Annotated in this window: 19 protein-coding genes and 1 other RNA gene; 7 read left to right on the top strand and 13 right to left on the bottom strand. The window is 58.0% G+C overall.

Annotated features, from left to right (window positions below; all coding sequences use genetic code 11):
* Positions 1 to 46 precede the first annotated feature (46 nt).
* From AM329_RS22890 to AM329_RS22880, 3 genes are read left to right on the top strand one after another with little or no spacing between them, the layout of a single operon-like run.
* Positions 47 to 2056 carry a protein-disulfide reductase DsbD gene (locus tag AM329_RS22890; RefSeq protein ID WP_003863425.1) on the top strand — a complete coding sequence of 670 codons (2010 nt, stop codon included), beginning with the start codon at positions 47 to 49 and terminating at the stop codon, positions 2054 to 2056.
* A gap of 1 nt (position 2057) precedes the next feature.
* Complete coding sequence (locus tag AM329_RS22885) at positions 2058 to 2660, top strand: DsbA family protein (RefSeq protein ID WP_032610083.1); 603 nt, start codon at positions 2058 to 2060, stop codon at positions 2658 to 2660.
* Positions 2650 to 3150: a protein disulfide oxidoreductase gene (locus AM329_RS22880; protein ID WP_032610084.1), complete on the top strand. Its 501-nt coding sequence runs from the start codon at positions 2650 to 2652 to the stop codon at positions 3148 to 3150. The genes AM329_RS22885 and AM329_RS22880 overlap by 11 nt, the downstream gene beginning before the upstream one ends.
* Positions 3151 to 3152: 2 nt before the next feature.
* Here AM329_RS22880 and AM329_RS22875 read toward each other — a convergent pair whose 3' ends face one another.
* The 8 genes from AM329_RS22875 to AM329_RS22840 all read right to left on the bottom strand — a co-directional run bounded on the left by AM329_RS22875 (position 3153) and on the right by AM329_RS22840 (position 13184).
* Positions 3153 to 3896 carry an SDR family oxidoreductase gene (locus tag AM329_RS22875; RefSeq protein ID WP_032610085.1) on the bottom strand — a complete coding sequence of 248 codons (744 nt, stop codon included), beginning with the start codon at positions 3894 to 3896 and terminating at the stop codon, positions 3153 to 3155.
* Positions 3897 to 3966: 70 nt separating this feature from the next.
* Positions 3967 to 6840, bottom strand: a complete 2874-nt coding sequence (gcvP, locus tag AM329_RS22870; RefSeq protein WP_032610086.1) for an aminomethyl-transferring glycine dehydrogenase — start codon at positions 6838 to 6840, stop codon at positions 3967 to 3969.
* Between the two features lie 125 nt (positions 6841 to 6965).
* Positions 6966 to 7355 carry a glycine cleavage system protein GcvH gene (gene gcvH, locus AM329_RS22865; protein WP_006811885.1) on the bottom strand — a complete coding sequence of 130 codons (390 nt, stop codon included), beginning with the start codon at positions 7353 to 7355 and terminating at the stop codon, positions 6966 to 6968.
* Positions 7356 to 7378: 23 nt separating this feature from the next.
* Positions 7379 to 8473: a glycine cleavage system aminomethyltransferase GcvT gene (gene gcvT / locus AM329_RS22860; RefSeq protein WP_003860107.1), complete on the bottom strand. Its 1095-nt coding sequence runs from the start codon at positions 8471 to 8473 to the stop codon at positions 7379 to 7381.
* Positions 8474 to 8870: 397 nt separating this feature from the next.
* On the bottom strand, positions 8871 to 10073 hold the full coding sequence (gene ubiI, locus AM329_RS22855; protein WP_022651816.1) for an FAD-dependent 2-octaprenylphenol hydroxylase: 1203 nt from the start codon (positions 10071 to 10073) through the stop codon (positions 8871 to 8873).
* A gap of 12 nt (positions 10074 to 10085) precedes the next feature.
* Positions 10086 to 11264, bottom strand: a complete 1179-nt coding sequence (ubiH, locus tag AM329_RS22850) for a 2-octaprenyl-6-methoxyphenyl hydroxylase (protein ID WP_032610087.1) — start codon at positions 11262 to 11264, stop codon at positions 10086 to 10088.
* Complete coding sequence (gene pepP / locus AM329_RS22845) at positions 11261 to 12574, bottom strand: Xaa-Pro aminopeptidase (protein WP_086527952.1); 1314 nt, start codon at positions 12572 to 12574, stop codon at positions 11261 to 11263. The genes ubiH and pepP overlap by 4 nt, the downstream gene beginning before the upstream one ends.
* Positions 12575 to 12605: 31 nt before the next feature.
* Positions 12606 to 13184 carry a YecA family protein gene (locus AM329_RS22840; RefSeq protein WP_003860099.1) on the bottom strand — a complete coding sequence of 193 codons (579 nt, stop codon included), beginning with the start codon at positions 13182 to 13184 and terminating at the stop codon, positions 12606 to 12608.
* Between the two features lie 167 nt (positions 13185 to 13351).
* Here AM329_RS22840 and zapA point away from each other — a divergent pair, with 167 nt between their 5' ends.
* The 3 genes from zapA to AM329_RS22820 all read left to right on the top strand — a co-directional run bounded on the left by zapA (position 13352) and on the right by AM329_RS22820 (position 14527).
* Positions 13352 to 13681, top strand: a complete 330-nt coding sequence (zapA, locus tag AM329_RS22830; protein WP_003860096.1) for a cell division protein ZapA — start codon at positions 13352 to 13354, stop codon at positions 13679 to 13681.
* A 41-nt stretch (positions 13682 to 13722) separates the two neighbouring features.
* Positions 13723 to 13906: non-coding RNA, 6S RNA (gene ssrS, locus AM329_RS22825), on the top strand.
* 24 nt (positions 13907 to 13930) lie between these two features.
* Positions 13931 to 14527 carry a 5-formyltetrahydrofolate cyclo-ligase gene (locus AM329_RS22820; RefSeq protein ID WP_032610088.1) on the top strand — a complete coding sequence of 199 codons (597 nt, stop codon included), beginning with the start codon at positions 13931 to 13933 and terminating at the stop codon, positions 14525 to 14527.
* 102 nt (positions 14528 to 14629) lie between these two features.
* Here the strand turns inward: AM329_RS22820 and serA are convergent, their stop codons facing one another.
* The gene (gene serA, locus AM329_RS22815; protein WP_032610090.1) at positions 14630 to 15862 is read right to left on the bottom strand and encodes a phosphoglycerate dehydrogenase; all 1233 of its coding nucleotides are present in this window, start codon (positions 15860 to 15862) and stop codon (positions 14630 to 14632) included.
* A 266-nt stretch (positions 15863 to 16128) separates the two neighbouring features.
* Positions 16129 to 16788, bottom strand: coding sequence for a ribose-5-phosphate isomerase RpiA (gene rpiA, locus AM329_RS22805; RefSeq protein WP_003860091.1), 660 nt, complete (start codon positions 16786 to 16788; stop codon positions 16129 to 16131).
* A 127-nt stretch (positions 16789 to 16915) separates the two neighbouring features.
* Here rpiA and argP point away from each other — a divergent pair, with 127 nt between their 5' ends.
* Positions 16916 to 17809: a DNA-binding transcriptional regulator ArgP gene (gene argP / locus AM329_RS22800; protein ID WP_003860089.1), complete on the top strand. Its 894-nt coding sequence runs from the start codon at positions 16916 to 16918 to the stop codon at positions 17807 to 17809.
* 48 nt (positions 17810 to 17857) lie between these two features.
* Here the strand turns inward: argP and AM329_RS22795 are convergent, their stop codons facing one another.
* The 3 genes from AM329_RS22795 to mscS form a co-directional block, all read right to left on the bottom strand.
* Complete coding sequence (locus tag AM329_RS22795; protein ID WP_003860087.1) at positions 17858 to 18598, bottom strand: oxidative stress defense protein; 741 nt, start codon at positions 18596 to 18598, stop codon at positions 17858 to 17860.
* A 92-nt stretch (positions 18599 to 18690) separates the two neighbouring features.
* A complete protein-coding gene (gene argO, locus AM329_RS22790) occupies positions 18691 to 19326 on the bottom strand; it encodes an arginine exporter ArgO (protein WP_003860085.1) in 636 nt (211 codons plus the stop codon).
* A gap of 144 nt (positions 19327 to 19470) precedes the next feature.
* Positions 19471 to 20325, bottom strand: a complete 855-nt coding sequence (gene mscS, locus AM329_RS22785) for a small-conductance mechanosensitive channel MscS (protein ID WP_032610091.1) — start codon at positions 20323 to 20325, stop codon at positions 19471 to 19473.
* Positions 20326 to 20462: the final 137 nt, after the last annotated feature.

Raw genomic sequence — 20462 nt, 5'->3', positions numbered from 1 at the left:
CTTCGCCTGTTACTTCAGGTTAATTCATCATTTACGGAGATAATTTATGTTTACTGTATTCAGGCGACTGCTGGTCTGCCTGCTTTGGCTATGGCTGCCCCTCAGCCAGGCTGCCGACAGCGGCTGGCTGCGCGCCGCCGATAATCAGCACGCCAGCGTCAGGCTGCGTGCGCAACCCGAAAGCACTGGCGAAACCCGCCTGCTGCTGGACGTCGCCCTGCAAAAAGGCTGGAAAACCTACTGGCGCTCGCCGGGCGAAGGGGGCGTCGCACCCGCGATTAAATGGCATCAGCCCGTCGAGGCGAACTGGCGCTGGCCTGTGCCGCAGCGTTTCGACGTCGCGGGCATCACCACGCAGGGCTACCACGGCGATGTCAGCTTTCCCATCACTCTGCGGGGCGACGTCCCGAAGATCCTGAGCGGCGTACTGACGCTCTCCACCTGTAGCAACGTCTGTATTCTTACCGACTACCCGTTTTCGCTGAACATGACCGCATCCGCAGGCGCCGGTTTTGATTACGATTTTAGTCGGGCCATGGGCACCCTTCCGCTCAGCGGCGGGTTGACCTCAACGCTTAACGCCACCTATGCCCCAGGCAAGCTGACCGTAACGGCGCAGCGTGACGCAGGCTGGCAGGCGCCGTCCCTGTTTATCGACGGTATGGATGATGTTGATTTCGGCAAACCGGCCCTCACCGTGCGCGGTGATTCGCTGGTCGCCACCGTGCCCGTGACGGACAGCTGGGGCGAGGCAGCGCCCAACCTCAGCGGCAAAACCCTGTCGCTGGTTCTGGCCGATAGCGGGCAGGCGCAGGAGTCCAGCCTGAGCATTCAGCCGGGGAACGCCGCGCCGACGCTCTCGTTAGGCTGGGTGCTGCTGATGGCGCTGGCTGGCGGTCTGATCCTTAACGTCATGCCCTGCGTACTGCCCGTGCTGGCCATGAAGCTGGGCACGCTGATGCAAACCGAACGGCAGGCGCGGGGTCAGGTACGCCGACAGTTTCTTGCATCGGTAGCCGGGATCGTGATCTCGTTCCTCGCGCTGGCGCTGATGATGACGGTTTTACGCTTAGGCAATCAGGCACTCGGCTGGGGGATCCAGTTCCAGAACCCGTGGTTTATTGGTGCGATGGCGATGGTGATGGTGCTTTTCAGCGCCAGCCTGCTGGGGTTATTTGAAATCCGTCTCCCTTCCGTCGCCAGCACCTTCCTCGCCACGCGCGGCGGTAACGGGCTTGCGGGTCATTTCTGGCAAGGCGCGTTTGCCACGCTGCTTGCAACGCCCTGCACCGCGCCGTTCCTGGGTACGGCGGTCTCGGTCGCGCTGGCGGCGCCGCTTCCCCTGCTGTGGGGGATCTTCCTGGCGATGGGTATCGGCATGAGCCTGCCGTGGCTGCTGGTGGCGGTCTGGCCGGGGCTGGCCCAGCGCTTGCCGCGTCCGGGACGCTGGATGAACGTCGTACGCGTAGTGCTGGGGATGATGATGCTCGGCTCATCGCTGTGGCTGCTGAGCCTGCTGACGGTGCACATTGGCAGCCTGCCCGTCATCACGCTGGGCGTGCTCCTGATCCTTACGCTGCTGCTGGTCACCGCCTGGCGCTACCGCTGGCAAACGGCACTGCGCGCCGGGGTATTAGCTGTAGTGGTGGCCGGAGCAGTCGCGTTTGTATCCGGCTCCGGCGGCGAGGGTTCCCGCCGCGATCGTATCCACTGGCAACCGCTCAGCGAGCAGGCCATTGCCCGCGCGCTGGCGGAGAACAAACGGGTGTTCGTCGACGTGACCGCCGACTGGTGCGTGACCTGTAAAGCCAATAAATACAACGTGCTGCTGCGCGACGACGTGCAGGATGCACTCTCCGCCCCGGACGTTGTCGCCCTGCGCGGCGACTGGAGCCGCCCCTCAGATACCATCAGCCAGTTCTTAACCACGCGCGGCAGCGCCGCCGTGCCGTTTAACCAGATCTACGGACCGGGATTACCGCAGGGCCACGTGCTGCCTGCGTTGTTAAGCCGCGAAGCGGTGCTGAGCACCCTGTCCGATGCAAAAGGAAAATAACATGAGAGCCTTAATAGCCTTACTTCTGCTGTCGTTATCAACGTTCGGTTTCGCCGCACCGTCAGATGACGCTTCCAGCGACCAGCTGGCAAAACTGTTGTTTAACGACCCCAACAGCCCGCGAACCGGCGCGGCATCGCCGAAGCTCACCATCGTCTCCTTTACGGACTACAACTGCCCGTATTGCAAGCAGTTCGACCCAATGCTGGAGAAAATCGTGCAGGAAAATCCCGACGTGCAGCTCATCGTCAAACTGCTGCCGTTTAAGGGACAAAGCTCGGTAAATGCCGCGAAAGCGGCGCTCTCGACGTGGCAGCAGGCGCCGGATAAATTCTGGGCGCTGCATCAGCGGCTGATGATGAAAAAGGGCTATCACGATGACGCCAGCATCGCCGCCGCGAAGGTCAAGACCGGAACGGACGGCATTAAAACGGATGATAAAACCATGGACAGCCTAAAGATGAACCTCATCCTGGCGCAGGTGCTGAATATTCAGGGTACCCCGGCGACCATTATCGGCGACCAGATGGTGGCGGGCGCAATTCCGTATGACGACCTGGAGGGGCTGGTCAAAGAACAGCTGGCAAACGTCCGTGGCAAGTAAGCTTCCGCGCCTGCTGCGCGAGCTGGGCGTGTGGCTGCTGATTGGCGTAGCCGTGAGCCTGGCGGTGGACTATTTCCGCCAGCCCGCGCTGCCGCAGAATTTCTCCGCGACGGCACTGCACACCCTCGACGGTCAGCCCGTCGATCTTATCGCCATGAGTAAGGAGCGACCGCTGCTGGTCTACGTCTGGGCGACATGGTGCGGCGTTTGCCGCTACACCACGCCGTCGGTGGCGGCGCTTGCCGCGGACGGGGGTAACGTGATGTCGGTTGCGCTGCGCTCGGGCGATAACGCGACGCTCGAAACATGGATGAGGAAGAAGAAGGTGATGATGCCCACGGTCAACGACGCCAGCGGAGAACTGGCGCGTGAGTGGGACGTTAAGGTGACGCCAACGCTGGTGGTGATCTCTCACGGTGAGGTGAAGTCGATCACCACCGGCTGGACCAGCGGCTGGGGAATGCGCCTGCGGCTGTGGCTGGCGTCTTAGCGTTACTTCCCGCCAGCCAGCTCCAGGAAGCTACCGGTAACATAGGAGGCTTTGTCGCTCAGCAGCCAGGCAATGGCCTGGGCGACCTCCTCCGGCTGACCGCCACGCTGCATCGGTAACATCGACTTCACCCGATCCACACGCCCCGGCTCGCCGCCGGAGGCGTGAATATCGGTATAAATCAGGCCTGGCCGCACGCCGTTAACGCGAATGCCCTGTGCCGCCACCTCCAGCGCGAGGCCGGTAGTCAGGGAATCCACCGCCCCTTTGGAGGCGGCATAATCCACATATTCCCCCGGCGCTCCCAGCCGTGATGCCGCCGAGGAGACATTCACAATCGCGCCGCCCTTGCCGCCGTGTTTATGCGACATGCGCTTCACCGCTTCACGGCAGCAGAGAAAATAGCCGGTGACGTTGGTAGCCAGCACGCGGTTAATACGTTCAGCGGAGAGGTTTTCAATGGTGGATTGTTCAAACAAAATTCCGGCGTTGTTCACCAGTGCGGCGAGCGGCTCACCTTCGCGATCGAGGCTGGCGAACATCGCCATCACCTGCGCTTCATCGCTGATGTCCGCGCGCATGGCAAAGGCTTTACCGCCCGCGTCCACGATCTGATTAATGACCTCTGTCGCGGCTTTGATGTTGTGATGAAAATTCACCGCAACGGTGTAGCCTTCGCTTGCCAGCTGTAGCGCGGTGGCTTTACCAATACCCCGGCTGGCGCCGGTGACCAGTGCAATTGCCATTCTTTTCTCCCAATAAAAAAGCCGGGTAGCGGCTTCGCTTTACCCGGCCTACGTTACTACAGGAACAACGTTACTGGTATTCGCTCATCGGTACGCAGGAGCAGAACAGGTTACGGTCGCCGTAAACATCATCAAGACGTTTCACGGTTGGCCAGTATTTGTTTACCACACCTGCCGGGAAGACAGCCAGTTCGCGGGTATAACCGTGGTTCCACTCTGCCACCAGTTCGTTCTGGGTATGCGGCGCGTTAACCAGCGGGTTATCTTCCAGCGTCCACTCCCCGCCTTTCACGCGGTCGATTTCGCTGCGGATCGCCAGCATGGCGTTGATAAAGCGATCCAGTTCCACCTTGCTTTCAGACTCGGTCGGCTCAACCATCAGCGTTCCCGCAACCGGGAAGGACATGGTTGGCGCGTGGAATCCGTAGTCGATCAGGCGCTTGGCAATATCCAGCTCGCTGATGCCCGTCTCTTCTTTCAGAGGACGAATATCGAGGATGCATTCGTGCGCCACGCGACCGTCGCGGCCGGTATAGAGCACCGGATAGGCGTCCTTCAGACGCGTTGCGATGTAGTTGGCGTTGAGGATCGCCACCTGGCTGGCCTGCTTCAGCCCTTCCGCGCCCATCATGCGGATATACATCCAGCTGATTGGCAGGATAGAGGCGCTGCCGAACGGTGCCGCGGAGACCGCGCCCTGACGGGTCAGCATGCCTTCAATCTGCACCACGCTGTGGCCCGGCACAAACGGTGCCAGGTGCGCTTTCACGCCGATTGGGCCCATCCCCGGGCCGCCACCGCCGTGCGGAATGCAGAAGGTTTTGTGCAGGTTCAGGTGCGACACATCCGCGCCAATAAAGCCCGGAGAGGTGATGCCCACCTGGGCGTTCATGTTTGCGCCGTCGAGGTAAACCTGGCCGCCGAACTGATGCACCACTTCACACACTTCACGGATAGTTTCTTCGTACACGCCATGGGTGGATGGGTAGGTCACCATGATGCAGGAGAGTTTATCGCCCGCCTGCTCGGCTTTGGCGCGCAGGTCGGCCAGATCGATGTTGCCGTTTTTGTCGCACGCCACAACCACCACTTCCATTCCTGCCATCTGGGCAGAAGCCGGGTTGGTACCGTGGGCAGAGCTTGGGATCAGGCAGATATCACGGTGGCCTTCGTTGCGGCTTTCGTGATAGTGACGGATTGCCAGCAGACCGGCGTATTCACCCTGCGCGCCGGAGTTCGGCTGCATGCAGAGCGCGTCATAACCGGTCAGCTTCACCAGCCAGTCGGAGAGCTGGTTGATCATCATGTGATACCCTTCCGCCTGCTCAGCCGGGCAGAACGGGTGCAGCTCAGAGAATTCAGGCCAGGTAATTGGGATCATCTCAGCCGCGGCGTTCAGCTTCATGGTGCAGGAGCCCAGCGGGATCATCGCCTGGTTCAGCGCCAGATCTTTACGTTCCAGCGAGTGCATGTAACGCATCATCTCGGTTTCGCTGTGATAGCGGTTGAACACCGGATGAGTCAGGATCGCGTCGTCGCGCAGCATGCTTTCCTGAATGGAGCGGCTGTCGAGCGCAACCTCTTTGTCGAGCGTATCAACGTCCAGACCGTGTGCGTCACCCAGCAATACGTTGAACAGGGTCAGGATATCGTCACGGGTGGTGCTTTCGTCCAACGTAATGCCGACCGCATTGTGAATGTCGCTGCGCAGGTTGATTTGCGCTGCCTCGGCGCGCGCCAGCACGGCCGCTTTGTCTGCCACCTCGACGCACAGGGTGTCGAAATAGTGTTCATGACGCAGTCTGAGATCTTTCTGTTGCAGACCGCAGGCCAGGATATCGGCCAGACGGTGGATGCGGCTGGCAATACGCTTCAGGCCTGCCGGACCGTGGAACACCGCGTACAGGCTGGCAATGTTAGCCAGCAGCACCTGCGAGGTACAGATGTTGGAGTTCGCTTTCTCGCGGCGGATATGCTGCTCGCGGGTCTGCATCGCCATGCGCAGCGCGGTGTTACCGGCGGCATCTTTCGATACGCCGATAATACGGCCTGGCATGGAACGTTTAAATTCATCTTTCGCGCCAAAGAACGCCGCGTGCGGGCCGCCGTAGCCCATCGGCACGCCGAAACGCTGGGCTGAGCCGAAGACAATATCCGCGCCCTGTTTACCTGGCGCCGTCAGCAGCACCAGTGCCATAAAATCAGCGGCGACGCTAATAATAACCTTACGGGATTTCAGCTCGGCGATCAGTGCGCCGTAGTCGTGTACTTCCCCGGTGGTGCCCACCTGCTGCAACAGCACGCCGAAGACGTCCTGGTGATCCCGCACTTTTTCAGCGTCGTCGACAATCACCTCAAAGCCGAAGGTTTCCGCACGGGTGCGCACCACGTCCAGCGTCTGGGGATGCACGTCCGCCGCGACGAAGAAACGGTTGGCGTTTTTCAGTTTGCTCACGCGCTTCGCCATCGCCATCGCTTCGGCGGCGGCGGTGGCTTCATCCAGCAGCGAGGCAGAGGCGATATCCATACCGGTCAGATCCAGCGTCACCTGCTGGAAGTTCAGCAGCGCTTCCAGACGGCCCTGGGAGACTTCTGGCTGATATGGGGTATAAGCGGTGTACCAGCCCGGGTTTTCCAGCATGTTACGCAGGATCACCGGCGGTAACTGCACGTTGGTGTAGCCCATGCCAATGTAAGACTTATAGCGCTTGTTAAGGCTGGCGATGGCCTTAAGCTCCGCCAGCGCGGCGAACTCCGTCGTGGACTCGCCTACCTGCGGCGGCGTGGCAAGCTGGATGTCCTTTGGCACGATCTGGCCGATCAGTGCGTTTAATGAATCCGCGCCAACTGTCTTCAGCATCTCCTGCTGTTGCTGAGCATCCGGCCCAATGTGACGTTCAATGAAGGCGCCACGGTTTTCAAGCTGGCTTAAAGTCTGTGTCATGAGCGATGGTTCCTGAAACGTGCAGTGAATGTGTTTTCTCCCTCTCCCTAAGGGAGAGGGCTGGGGTGAGGGTATCGTCTGTTCCCCTCACCCTACCCTCTCCCCAAAGGGGAGAGGGAAATGGCTTATTCGTCTTCCAGTAGTGCTTCGTACGCGGTCGCATCCAGCAGCGCGGCAACCTGCGCTTCGTCGCTGGCTTTGATCTTGAAGATCCAGCCGCCTTCATACGGTTCGCTGTTCACCAGCTCCGGGGAGTCGCTGAGCGCGTCGTTCACGGCAACAATTTCACCGCTTACCGGGGCGTAGATGTCAGAGGCCGCTTTAACGGATTCCGCCACCGCACAGTCATCGCCTGCGCTCACGGTTGCGCCCACTTCCGGCAGGTCAACAAACACCATGTCGCCCAGCAGCTCCTGTGCGTGCTCGGTGATCCCAACGGTGTAAGTGCCGTCCGCCTCTTTGCGCAGCCACTCGTGTTCTTTGCTGTATTTCAGTTCTGCTGGCACATTGCTCATTGAAGTTCTCCTGATAAAAATAGTTAGGCGACCGGCTTACCGGCGCGAACAAAAATCGGTTTGGTCACGTTGACCGGCATTTCGCGGTTGCGGATCTGCACCACCGCCGTTTCGCCAATCCCCGCCGGCACGCGTGCCAGGGCAATACTGTAGCCGAGCGTCGGGGAGAACGTTCCGCTGGTGATCACGCCTTCGCGATGATTGCCATCGGCATCGGTGAAGCGCACCGGCAGCTCGCCGCGCAGCACGCCTTTTTCTTTCATCACCAGGCCTACCAGCTGTTCAGTGCCCTTCTCGCGCTGCATCTCCAGCGCTTCACGACCAATAAAATCACGGTCAGCCGGTTCCCATGCGATGGTCCAGCCCATGTTGGCGGCCAGCGGAGAGACGCCTTCGTCCATCTCCTGACCGTAGAGGTTCATCCCCGCTTCCAGACGCAGCGTATCGCGCGCGCCCAGGCCCGCAGGCTTCACACCTGCCTCCACCAGCGCACGCCAGAAATCAGCGGCCTTCTCGTTTGGCATGGCAATTTCATAGCCCGCTTCACCGGTGTAGCCGGTGGTGGCGATAAACAGATCCCCCGCCTGCACGCCGAAGAATGGCTTCATGCCTTCGGTGGCTTTGCGCTGCTCGTCGCTGAACAGAGACGCGGCTTTCGCCTGGGCGTTTGGCCCCTGTACGGCAATCAGCGACAGATCGTCACGGACAGTGATGTCAATGGCGTAAGGTTCAGCGTGTTGGGAAATCCAGGAGAGGTCTTTTTCGCGGGTGGCGGAGTTTACAACGAGGCGGAAGAAATCTTCGGTGAAGTAGTAGACGATGAGGTCGTCAATCACGCCGCCAGAGGCATTGAGCATACCGGTATAGAGCGCTTTGCCCGGCGTCTTCAGTTTGGCGACGTCGTTTGCCAGCAGATAACGCAAAAACTCCCGGGTGCGGCTACCGCGCAGGTCGACAATCGTCATATGAGACACGTCGAACATACCGGCATCGGTGCGCACCGCGTGGTGCTCATCAATCTGCGAGCCGTAGTGCAGCGGCATCATCCAGCCGTGGAAGTCCACCATGCGGGCACCGCATAACACGTGCTGTTCGTACAAAGGAGTCTGTTGAGCCATCTTTTCCTCGTTGAAAAATTCACCGTGAAACCCGGTGTCGGCCTCGCGTTCGGGGGCCGACGCAAACGTTCTCTTTTACCTGAACTTACCACCGAAACCGGCGGTTAACCATAAGGTAAAACGGGTCATCACATTAGCTTATGACCAAAAATCGCTGAAAAGCCTACAGAGTTATTCACTGTGAAAATGCGATTAAACCCGCATAAAATTAACATTGATCTAACAGGATTTAGCAGATGCTGATATTTCATGCGGAAAAATGGGCCGAATTTCCGTAACATAAAAATAGTAAGATTAGATTTTCTAATGCGAAAAATGACGTGAAATTAGATTATTTCAAACGAGGAAATTTCCCCGGCGCGCAGGCCGGGAAAATAAAGTGTGACGGGGATCGAGATTAACGTAACCAGTCGGGAAGATCGTTGAGGCCCATTGCCTGACGAAGAAGCTGCGGTTTTACGCCGGGAAGGGTGTCGGCCAGTTTGAGGCCAATATCGCGCAGCAGTTTTTTCGCCGGGTTCGCTCCGGCAAACAGCTCGCGGAAGCCCTGCATACCCGCCAACATCATAGCCGCACTGTGTTTGCGGCTGCGCTCGTAGCGACGCAGATACAGATGCTGACCAATATCTTTGCCTTCCCGATGCAGGCGACGCAGCTCTTCAACCAGCTCAGCCGCGTCCATAAAGCCGAGGTTCACTCCCTGCCCGGCCAGCGGATGAATGGTATGCGCCGCATCCCCCACCAGCGCCAGACGGTGCGCGGCAAACTGACGCGCGTAGCGACCGGTTAACGGAAACGTCTGGCGTTCGCTTTCAAGCCCGCACAGGCCCAGACGGTTATCAAACGCCACGCATAGCGCCTGACTGAAGGCATCCGGCGTCGTCTCCTGCATCTGCTGCGCTTTCTCCGGCTCTAAGGACCAGACGATGGAGCAGAGATGCGGATCGGCAAGCGGCAGGAAGGCCAGAATGCCGTCATTATGGAAAATCTGGCGCGCCACGCCGCCATGCGGCTCTTCGGTGCGGATTGTGGCCACCAACGCGTGATGACGGTAATCCCAGAAGGTCAGCGGAATATCCGCTTTGTTACGGAGCCAGGAATTGGCGCCGTCGGCACCCACTACCAGACGCGCAGTCAGCATATCGCCACTTTCAAGAGTGATAAACGCGTCGTTTTCGCCCCACGCCACCTGATGAAGTTTCGCCGGTGCGATCAGCGTGACGTCGCTGCACTGCTGCGCTTTCTGCCACAGCGCGTGGTGGATCACCGCGTTTTCAACGATATGTCCAAGGTGGCTGTAACCCATGCTTTCATCGTCAAACGCGATACGGCCAAAGCTGTCTTTGTCCCACACTTCCATCCCGTGATAGCAACTGGCACGGAGCGCCACGATTTCAGACCAGACGCCAAGGTGCGTCAGTAGCTTTTCGCTGGCGGCATTGATCGCCGAGACGCGAAGCTCTGGCGGTGCATCCTGCGCCACAGGCTGCGGCGCTTTTTGCTCAAGCACGGCCACGCGCAGGCCGCTGCCCTGTAAACCACAAGCCAGCGCCAGTCCTACCATTCCGCCGCCCACAATGGCGACATCAACATTTTGCACGGTCAATACTCCTTAACGCGCGACCCAACCCAAGGTCCGCTGCGCCAGCACGTCACGTGCCGGAATGAACAGTTCCATCGCCATAAGCCCAAGGTTGCGACCCGCAACCAGCGGTGCCCAGCGATTGGCAAACAGGTGGACTAAACCGTCGGTGACGCCAATGGTCGCCGCTTTGTCCGCCTGGCGTCGTTTCTGGTAATGGCTCAGCACTGAGTATGCGCCACAATCCTGTTGTTCGCTCCACGTTCGGGCCAGGAGCTCGGCCAGGCTCATCACGTCACGGAGGCCAAGGTTGAAGCCTTGCCCGGCGATGGGGTGTAGCGTCTGCGCGGCGTTGCCGACCAGGGCGACGCGATGGGAGACAGTCTGCGATGCGGTCGTCAGCGCAAGCGGATAGGCCACGCGTTTTCCGGCGTGGGTGATGCGCCCAAGCCGCCAGCCGAAGGCCTTTTGCAGCTCGGAACAAAAACGTTCGTCGGACCAGGAGAGAAACTCATCGGCCCGATCCTGCGCATGGCACCATACCAGCGAGCAGCGCCCGTTCGACATCGGCAGCATGGCCAGCGGGCCGTGCTCCGTGAAGCGCTCAAATGCCCTGCCGTTATGCGCGCCAGCCGTAGAGACATTAGCGATGACCGCCGCCTGTCCATAGGGTTCAGAGCGCCATTCGACGCCGCACTGCGTGGCGATCGCGGAGCGTGAACCATCTGCCGCCACCAGCAGTTGCCCCTCCAGCGTGGTGCCGTTGTCCAGCGTCACGCTGACGGCCTCGTCACGGCGGCTGAAGCTGGCGACGCGCGCTGGACAGTGCAGTGTAACGCCAGGGGCATCCTGTAACAGACGGAACAGCCGCAGCCCCACGTCATGCAGCTCGACGACCTGCCCCAGTGCCTCAATTCGGTAATCGTGGGCATCCAGCGTCACAAACCCGGCGTGGCCGCGATCGCTGACGTGAACGGTGCCGATGGCCGTCGCGCAGTCCGCTATCGCCTGCCAGATGCCAATGCGCGCAAGCTGCTGGCAGGTTCCCTGGGCCAGCGCGATGGCGCGGGCATCGAAGCCGGGATGATCGGCCGCCTGCGGCGCAACCGCCTCAACAAGATGCACCGGAAGCTGGCCTTTGGTTAACTGCGAAATGGCCAGCGCCAGAGTAGCGCCGGTCATGCCTCCGCCAACGATGATCACGCTCATACGCGTGCCGCCGCCATCAGCGCCTCGATGTCGTCGGCTTTTTTCACCACGGTCGCGGTCAGGTTTTCGTTACCGGTTTCGGTGATGACGATGTCATCTTCAATGCGAATGCCGATCCCGCGGTACTGTTCTGGCACGTCGGCATCCGGCGCGATGTACAGCCCAGGCTCAACGGTCAGCACCATGCCTGGCTCCAGCACGCGCGAACGTTCCGGACCGTATGCCCCGACGTCATGCACATCCAGCCCCAGCCAGTGGCTCAGGCCGTGCATAAAGTACGGACGATGGGCGTTTTCGGTTATAAGGGTGTCCACATCGCCTTTCAAAATGCCGAGCTTCACCAGCCCGGTAATCATGATGCGCACCACCTCGCCCGTAACCTCCTGGATGGAGGTGCCAGGGCGGAACAGCGTCAGCGCGGTCTCCAGAGACTCAAGCACGATGTCATAGATTTCACGCTGCGCGGTGGTGAATTTACCGTTCACCGGGAAGGTACGGGTGATGTCGCCCGCGTAACCCTGATATTCACAGCCCGCGTCAATCAGCACCAGATCGCCGTCGCGCAGTTCACTTTCGTTTTCGGTGTAGTGCAGAATGCAGCCGTTTTCACCGCCGCCTACGATGGTGTTATAGGACGGGAAGCGCGCGCCGTGACGGTTAAATTCATGGTGAATTTCGCCTTCAAGCTGGTACTCGAACATACCGGGACGGCACTTTTCCATGGCGCGGGTATGCGCCAGGGCGCTGATTTCGCCCGCGCGGCGCATCACATTCAGCTCTTCTTCAGACTTAAACAGGCGCATCTCATGCACCATCGGTCGCCAGTCCGTCAGGGTGGCGGGTGCAGACAAATTCTGACGTGAGCCTTTACGCAGCTTATCCAGCGCGGTGAAGACAATGTCATCCGCATACGCGTATTCGCCCTGCGCGTGATAGAGCACGTCCAGGCCATTCAGCAGTTGGTAAAGCTGCTGGTTGATTTCGCTGTAGGCCAGCGCACGGTCCACGCCCAGTTTTTCCGGCGCCGCCTCCTGCCCTAAGCGGCGGCCAAACCAGATTTCCGCGGTCAGATCGCGCACGCGGTTAAAAATCACGCTGTGGTTGTGGGTGTCATTGCTTTTAATCAGCACCAGTACCGCTTCCGGCTCGTTAAACCCGGTGAAGTACCAGAAATCACTGCTCTGGCGATAGGGGTATTCGCTGTCGGCGCTGCGCGTCACTTCCGGCGCGGCGAAAATCAGGGCAGCGCTTCCCGGCTGCATTTTTGCCAGCAGCGCCTGACGACGGCGAGAATACTCTTGACTGGAGATAACCATGACACCCTCCTGTGCGTTATTTTTCTTAGTGTAATGTTGGCTTGCGAACTTCCGGCGCGGTCGGCTGCGAGCGCGTAAAGTTGTCGTGGCACAGCAGAGACGCCACGCGCACGTACTCGATAATCTCTTCGAGAGACATTTCCAGCTCTTCCTGGTCTTCGTCTTCATCGTAGCCGAGCTGGGCGATATTACGCAGATCGTCGATCGCTTCACCCGCTTCGCCGGTCACTTTATCCAGTTTAGGCTGGGTTACGCCCAGGCCAAGAAGATAGTGGTTTACCCAACCCGCGAGCGCATCGGCGCGATCGAAGACGCTGACATCGTCGCCTTCAGGCAGATAAAGCTGAAAAAGAAAGCCATCGTCTTCCAGGGAATCGCTGGTTGCGGCGTGCATTTTACGCAGCGCTTCCGCCAGTTCGTGGCCAAACGCCAGCCCTTCGTTGGTGAGGTCGTGGATCAGCGGCTGCCATGAGCTGTCGCTGTTTCCGCCGCACAGTATGCCGCTGATCAGACCGTGCATTTCGGCAGGGGTCAGACCGACTCCCTGCTGGTTCAGTAACTGGTTTAAATCCTTGTAACCAGGCATTTCGTTCTGTATAGACATACGCATTCGTCATCAAAGGGAGGATATTCATGATATGCTACCACTTTGGACCCTGGTGATACCAGAAAAGGGCTTGTATCTTCACATCAGGGTAGCTATAGTGTCGCCCCTTCGCAGCCCCCGGGGCAGTAAGCGAAGGCAGCGCAGTCAATCAGCAGGAAGGTGGCATGTCTGCACAACCCGTCGATCTCCAGATTTTTGGCCGTTCACTGCGAGTGAATTGTCCGCCTGAACAAAGGGATGCCTTGAATCAGGCTGCGGACGATTTGAATCAGCGGTTGCAAGATCTAAAAGAACGCACTAGAGTCACAAATACTGAGCAGCTGGTTTTCATCGCCGCGTTGAACATCAGCTATGAACTGACTCAGGAAAAAGCGAAGACCCGCGATTACGCGGCAAGCATGGAGCAGCGCATTAAAATGCTCCAGCAGACCATAGAACAGGCATTGCTTGATCAAGGTCGCAGTCCCGAAAGACCGGGACCAAAGTTTGAATAACACTTCTCAGTTGACTATGGTAGAGTAACTGTGAAGACAAAATTTCTCTGAGATGTTCGCAAGCGGGCCAGTCCCCTGAGCCGATATTTCATACCACAAGAATGTGGCGCTCCATGGTTGGTGAGCACGCTCGGTCCGTCCGAGAAGCCTTAAAACTATGACGACACATTCACCTTGAACCAAGGGTTCAAGGGTTACAGCCTGCGGCGGCATCTCGGAGATTCCCTCTCTTTTCTTCTACCGACTACCATGACTCAATTCCCTGAAGTTTCTGCTTCACGCCAGGACATCCGTCAGCTTATTCGCCAGCGTCGTCGCGCCTTAAGCGCCGAGCAACAGGCACATTTTGCCCAGCAGGCCGCCGCCCGCATGATGGCCTATCCGCCTGTGGTGATGGCAAACACCGTCGCCCTGTTTCTCTCGTTTGATGGTGAGCTGGATACCCAACCGCTTATCGACCAGCTCTGGCGCGCCGGGAAAAAAGTTTATCTGCCGGTGCTACATCCCTTTAGCCGAGGCAATCTGCTGTTTCTGCACTACCATCCGCACAGCGAGCTGGTGGTAAATCGTCTGAAAATCACAGAACCCAAACTCGACGTGCGCGATGTGCTCCCGCTTTCCGGGCTGGATGTGCTGATTACGCCGCTGGTGGCGTTTGACGAGCAGGGCCAGCGATTAGGCATGGGCGGGGGGTTCTACGACAGGACGCTACAAAACTGGCAGCAGTACGGATTGCAGCCGGTGGGGTATGCGCATGATTGCCAGGGCGTGGAGGTATTACCCGTAGAGAAATGGGATGTGCCGTTGCCGGCGGTGGTGACGCCCAGTAAAACCTGGACCTGGTAGAATAAAGCCGGGTGGCGGCTACGCCTTACCCGGCCTACATAAATCATCGAACATTGTAGGTCGGGTAAGCGTAAGCGCCACCCGACATCACAGACCGCACCATCAGTACAGCAGACGCGCGCGAATCGTCCCCGGAATGGCCTTCATGCTCTGCAATGCTTTCTCGGCGATGTCTTCATCCGCTTCAATATCAATAACCACATAACCCATCTGCGAGTTAGTTTGCAGATACTGCGCAGCAATGTTAACGCCCTGCTCGGCAAAGATCTGGTTGATGGCGGTCAGCACGCCAGGACGGTTTTCGTGGATGTGCAGCAGACGACGCCCACCGTGCAGCGGCAGAGACACCTCCGGGAAGTTCACCGCAGAGAGCGTTGAACCGTTATCGGAATATTTGCTCAGTTTACCCGCCACTTCCAGGCCGATATTCTCCTGCGCTTCCTGAGTAGAACCGCCGATGTGCGGCGTCAGGATCACGTTGTCGAACTCGCACAACGGAGAGGTGAACGGATCGCTGTTGGTGGCCGGTTCCGTCGGGAACACGTCAATCGCCGCACCCGCCAGATGTTTACGCTTCAGCGCGTCGCACAGTGCAGGAATATCGACCACCGTACCGCGCGCGGCGTTGATCAGCAGAGAGCCCGGCTTCATCAGCGCCAGCTCTTCCGCCCCCATCATGTTTTTGGTGGACGCATTTTCCGGCACGTGCAGGCTGACCACGTCGCTCATGTTCAGCAGGTCAGAAAGATGCTGCACCTGCGTCGCGTTACCCAGCGGCAGCTTGCTTTCGATATCGTAGAAAAACACGTGCATGCCGAGGGATTCCGCCAGAATACCGAGCTGCGTACCGATATGGCCGTAACCGATAATCCCGAGCTTTTTCCCACGGGCTTCGTAGGAGCCCGCAGCCAGCTTATTCCACACGCCGCGGTGCGCTTTGGCGTTAGCCTCCGGAATGCCGCGAAGCAGCAGCAGCAGCTCGCCAATTACCAGCTCCGCCACGGAACGGGTGTTAGAGAACGGCGCGTTAAAGACCGGGATACCGCGTTTTGCGGCGGCATTCAGATCAACCTGGTTGGTGCCGATGCAGAAACAGCCAATCGCCACCAGCTTTTCCGCCGCAGCAATAACGTCTTCAGTCAGTTGGGTACGGGATCGCAGGCCAATGAAATGGGCATCACGGATGGACGCTTTCAGCTCTTCGGTATCGAGCGCGCCTTTGTGAAATTCGATGTTGGTGTAACCTGCCGCACGAAGGCTATCGATTGCTTTTTGATGCACGCCCTCGACCAGCAGGAATTTAATCTTGTCTTTCTCCAGTGATACCTTTGCCATTTACCCGACCCTGTTTTTGTCTGAACTGATGTTGTGCTGGATATAAATCCGCTGTAGCCAACATATCAAAAAAAACTATTGCAGCAATATGAACGTTTGCGTCAGTACGCTGAAGGAAAGTCATACAGCGCAAAATGGCAGAGGAAAATGCTATGGAAATTTACAAACGCGGAAGGATCGGCAAAAGAGACATAAAAACGTGACACAAGTCACCGAATTTAGCGTTTCAAAAATTTTTTAGCGGGGGGAGGACTCCCCCCGTCAGATCATTTTACGATGGTTTTCACGCCGTCAGCGGTGCCGATCAGCGCCACATCCGCGCCACGGTTGGCAAATAACCCTACGGTAACAACGCCTGGAATGCCGTTGATCGCATTTTCCAGCGCAATGGCATCGAGGATCTCAAGGCCGTGAACGTCGAGGATCACGTTGCCGTTGTCGGTCACCACACCCTGACGGTATTCCGGACGACCGCCCAGCTTCACAAGTTGACGGGCAACCGCGCTGCGCGCCATCGGGATCACTTCGACCGGCAGCGGGAAATTCCCCAGAATGTCGACCTGCTTGGAGGCGTCCGCGATGCAGATGAACTTATCCGCCACGGAAGCGATGATTTTTTCGCGGGTCAGCGCCGCGCCACCGCCTTTGATCATCTGCATGTGGCCGTTGATTTCATCCGCGCCATCAACGTAAATGCCCAGACGGTCCACTTCGTTGAGGTCGAAAACGGTGATGCCGAGGCTTTTCAGCTTTTCCGTGGAAGCATCGGAGCTGGAAACCGCGCCCTCGATCTGCCCCTTCATCGTGCCCAGCGCATCGATAAAGTGCGCCGCCGTCGACCCCGTACCAACACCGACAATGGTACCCGGCTGTACGTACTGGAGAGCGGCCCATCCTACTGCTTTTTTCAGTTCATCCTGCGTCATGATCGTTTTGCCTGTGGTGTGAAAACTCAGGGCGCATTATAGAACACGTCGAATGGATTTCGTCTGCCACGAAGGGAAAATTGTGTCATAGTGCAGATTAAGCAAAATTAAGGAGTCAGCCAGAGCAATGAAACGTCCGGACTACAGAACACTACAGGCACTTGATGCAGTTATTCGTGAACGCGGTTTTGAGCGCGCGGCGCAAAAGCTGTGCATCACCCAGTCCGCCGTATCACAGCGTATCAAACAGCTTGAAAACATGTTCGGGCAGCCGCTGCTGGTGCGTACCGTACCGCCGCGTCCGACAGAGCAAGGACAAAAGCTCCTCGCCCTGCTGCGTCAGGTTGAACTGCTGGAAGATGAATGGCTGGGCGATGAACAAACCGGCTCCACGCCGCTGCTGCTGTCGCTGGCGGTGAACGCCGACAGTCTGGCAACCTGGCTGCTGCCGGCCCTTGCGCCGGTGCTGGCCGACTCCCCAATCCGCCTGAACCTTCAGGTTGAAGACGAGACCCGCACTCAGGAACGCCTGCGCCGTGGCGAAGTGGTTGGGGCGGTCAGTATTCAGCCGCAGGCGCTGCCAAGCTGTCTGGTGGATCAGCTGGGCGCGCTGGATTACCTGTTTGTCGGTTCAAAAGCCTTTGCCGAGCGCTACTTCCCGAACGGCGTGACTCGCGCCGCGCTGCTGAAAGCCCCTGCCGTCGCGTTCGACCATCTGGACGATATGCATCAGGCCTTCCTGCAACAAAACTTCGATTTGCCGCCGGGCAGCGTGCCGTGTCATATCGTTAACTCGTCCGAAGCCTTCGTACAGCTCGCGCGTCAGGGCACGACCTGCTGCATGATCCCGCATTTGCAGATTGAGAAAGAGTTGAAAAGTGGTGAGCTGATTGATTTAACCCCGGGGCTGTATCAGCGCCGGATGCTCTACTGGCACCGTTTTGCCCCGGAAAGCCGCATGATGCGCAACGTCACCGACGCGCTACTGGCGTTTGGGCATAAGGTGTTGAGACAGGATTAATCGCTTGAATTCCCTCTCCCTGTGGGAGAGGGTTAGGGTGAGGGCAAACTACTGCGCCTTAGCCGCCTCAGTTTGCTGAGTTTGAGTTGGCTCCAGCTGGAACACCACATCAACCTGATCGTCGAACTGAATGGTTGGCTGCTCGTAGGTTTCCTGAGCAGAAACCGGCGCGGCGTCCGCCTTCATCATCCGCACCATCGGGCTTGGCTGGTAGTTTGAAACGTGGTAACGGACGCTGTAAACCGGACCGAGCTTGCTCTTGAAGCCGGATGCCAGCTGCTGCGCCTGATGAATGGCATCATCAATTGCCGCTTTACGCGCTTCGTCTTTATATTTTTCCGGTTGCGCAACGCCCAGCGAGACGGAACGAATTTCGTTCAGCCCTGCCTTCAGCGCACCATCCAGCAATCCGTTGAGCTTATCAAGCTGGCGTACAGTCACTTCCACAGTACGCACGGCGCGATAGCCTTTCAGGATGCTTTTGCCGTTCTGGTAGTCGTAATCCGGTTGGGTACGCAGGTTCGCAGAGCTGATGTCTTTTTTCGCGACACCGTTCTGTTCCAGGAAAGAGAGGTATTGCGCAACACGATCGTCTGCCTGTTTCTTGGCGGAAGCAGCATCTTTCGCCGCCACGTTCACTTCAATTGCCAGGGTTGCAACATCGGGTACCGCATCCACACTTGCCGTGCCTGAAGTGACAATGTGCGGGCCGTTTGGCAGTTCATTCGCCTGCACCGACACCGCACCTAAACTTACTAATGCCGCCAGGGCCATCACCTTAAACTTCACTGTCATTCCTCCATGTTGCGAAGAGTGCCCTGTTAACAGGGCTCATGCCAGCAAGCTTAGCGGGTCTTGTTCAGATGTCCATAAGACAACGCTTAGTTGAACAATCCCTGTACGTGATGAATGCCCTCTTTCGCCAGCTGGAAGGCAATAAACCACATCACCAGCCCCACCAGGGTATTGATAATGCGCTGTGCTTTGGCGGTACGCAGTCGTGGCGCCAGCCACGCCGCCAGGATCGCAAGACCGAAGAACCAGAGGAAGGAGGCGCTGACCGTACCGAGCGCAAACCAGCGTTTCGGCTCAACGTCCAGCTGTCCGCCCAGGCTGCCCAGTACCACAAAGGTATCAAGGTAGACGTGCGGGTTAAGCCACGTCACGGCGAGCATGGTGACGATAATCTTCCAGCGCCCCTGCTTCATCACTTCGGCGCTCGCCAGCTCAAGATTGCTGCTCATGGCCGTTTTCAGGGCACCAAACCCGTACCACAGCAGAAACGCTACGCCGCCCCAGGTAACCAGCGCCAGCAGCCACGGCGACTGCATCAACAGGGCGCTGCCGCCAAAAATCCCGGCGCAAATCAGCAGCAGATCGCTCACCGCACACAGCAGGGCAATCATCAGATGGTACTGACGGCGAATGCCCTGGTTCATCACGAACGCATTTTGTGGACCAAGGGGAAGGATCATGGCCGCACCTAACGCAAGCCCCTGAAAATAATAAGATAACATGACGTAATTCTCGCAGAGTTGTCCTGGGGCAGACTATACTGCGGGAACGTCATTAGAGGAAATGGATAATATTAATTGGGGATTAGCCGGGCTAATAAAAGAAAAGCCCGGTGTCGCTGACGCTTACCGGGCCTACGGGAGACGTTACTCTGCTTCTTTGATTTTTTTGACGTTTACGTCCATCTGCGGGTACGGGAAGCTGATGCCGTTGGCATCGAAATCACGCTTGATGCGCTCCAGCACATCCCAGTAAACGTTTTGAAGATCGCTGCTTTTGCTCCAGATGCGCACCACAAAATTAATAGATGACGCGCCCAGCTCGTTCAGACGAACGGTCTGCTCGCGGTCCTTCAGAATGCGATCGTCAGAGGCAATGATGTTGGCGATCAGCGACTTCACCTGATCGATATCGGAGTCGTACGCCACGCTGATGATCAGCTCGTTACGACGCACCGGCTCGCGGGAGAAGTTAATGATATTGCCCGCAATGATTTTCCCGTTCGGGACTACCACAATGCGACCATCCACGGTACGCAGGGTCGTGGAGAAAATCTGAACCTGCAACACGGTACCGGCAATACCGCCCAGATCCACATACTCACCGGAACGGAACGGACGGAAGGTCACCAGCAATACGCCCGCCGCCAGGTTAGACAGCGAACCCTGCAATGCCAGACCAATGGCCAGACCGGCAGCACCGAGCACAGCGATGACGGATGCCGTCTGCACGCCGACACGCCCCAGCGCCGCAATCAGCGTAAAGGCGATAATGCCGTAACGGACCAGCGCGGAGAGGAAATCGGCGACTGTGGCATCAATGTGTCGTGCGACCATCACCCGGTTGACAGCGTTCGAAACGATACGCGCCACGATCATCCCGACAATGATGATGGCAATAGCGGCAACAATATTCACGGCGTAGCTCAGCAGTAGCGCCTGGTTGCGCACCAGCCAGTTACCCGCGTTATTGATGCTGTCTACAACATCAAGTTGTTCCATTTATTCTTCCTTTTGTTAAACCAAAACACAAAATCCATCCCCCATGGAGACAGGCAGGTCAGTAAAGGGTAAACAAAAAGCACCGGCTTTGCCAAACAGATCACAAAATCAGGTATTGCAGGATATTGAAAAAGCAT

Origin of the sequence: Enterobacter cloacae complex sp. AR_0002 (genome assembly GCF_001922365.1) — a bacterium.
In the GTDB taxonomy this organism is placed as follows: Bacteria; Pseudomonadota; Gammaproteobacteria; order Enterobacterales; family Enterobacteriaceae; genus Enterobacter; species Enterobacter hormaechei_C.
Note: the sequence above shows the minus strand (reverse complement) of the source record. Positions and strands in the feature narration are given on the sequence as shown.

Bases quoted from the DNA above. Each gene is read 5' to 3' on its own strand.
- zapA (WP_003860096.1), top strand. From the start codon at position 13,352: ATGTCTGCACAACCCGTCGATCTCCAGATTTTTGGCCGTTCACTGCGA.
- AM329_RS22885 (WP_032610083.1), top strand. From the start codon at position 2,058: ATGAGAGCCTTAATAGCCTTACTTCTGCTGTCGTTATCAACGTTCGGT.
- rpiA (WP_003860091.1), bottom strand. From the start codon at position 16,788: ATGACGCAGGATGAACTGAAAAAAGCAGTAGGATGGGCCGCTCTCCAG.
- gcvT (WP_003860107.1), bottom strand. From the start codon at position 8,473: ATGGCTCAACAGACTCCTTTGTACGAACAGCACGTGTTATGCGGTGCC.
- argP (WP_003860089.1), top strand. From the start codon at position 16,916: ATGAAACGTCCGGACTACAGAACACTACAGGCACTTGATGCAGTTATT.
- ubiH (WP_032610087.1), bottom strand. From the start codon at position 11,264: ATGAGCGTGATCATCGTTGGCGGAGGCATGACCGGCGCTACTCTGGCG.
- gcvP (WP_032610086.1), bottom strand. From the start codon at position 6,840: ATGACACAGACTTTAAGCCAGCTTGAAAACCGTGGCGCCTTCATTGAA.
- AM329_RS22890 (WP_003863425.1), top strand. From the start codon at position 47: ATGTTTACTGTATTCAGGCGACTGCTGGTCTGCCTGCTTTGGCTATGG.
- serA (WP_032610090.1), bottom strand. From the start codon at position 15,862: ATGGCAAAGGTATCACTGGAGAAAGACAAGATTAAATTCCTGCTGGTC.
- gcvH (WP_006811885.1), bottom strand. From the start codon at position 7,355: ATGAGCAATGTGCCAGCAGAACTGAAATACAGCAAAGAACACGAGTGG.
- mscS (WP_032610091.1), bottom strand. From the start codon at position 20,325: ATGGAACAACTTGATGTTGTAGACAGCATCAATAACGCGGGTAACTGG.
- argO (WP_003860085.1), bottom strand. From the start codon at position 19,326: ATGTTATCTTATTATTTTCAGGGGCTTGCGTTAGGTGCGGCCATGATC.
- AM329_RS22820 (WP_032610088.1), top strand. From the start codon at position 13,931: ATGACTCAATTCCCTGAAGTTTCTGCTTCACGCCAGGACATCCGTCAG.
- AM329_RS22840 (WP_003860099.1), bottom strand. From the start codon at position 13,184: ATGTCTATACAGAACGAAATGCCTGGTTACAAGGATTTAAACCAGTTA.
- AM329_RS22875 (WP_032610085.1), bottom strand. From the start codon at position 3,896: ATGGCAATTGCACTGGTCACCGGCGCCAGCCGGGGTATTGGTAAAGCC.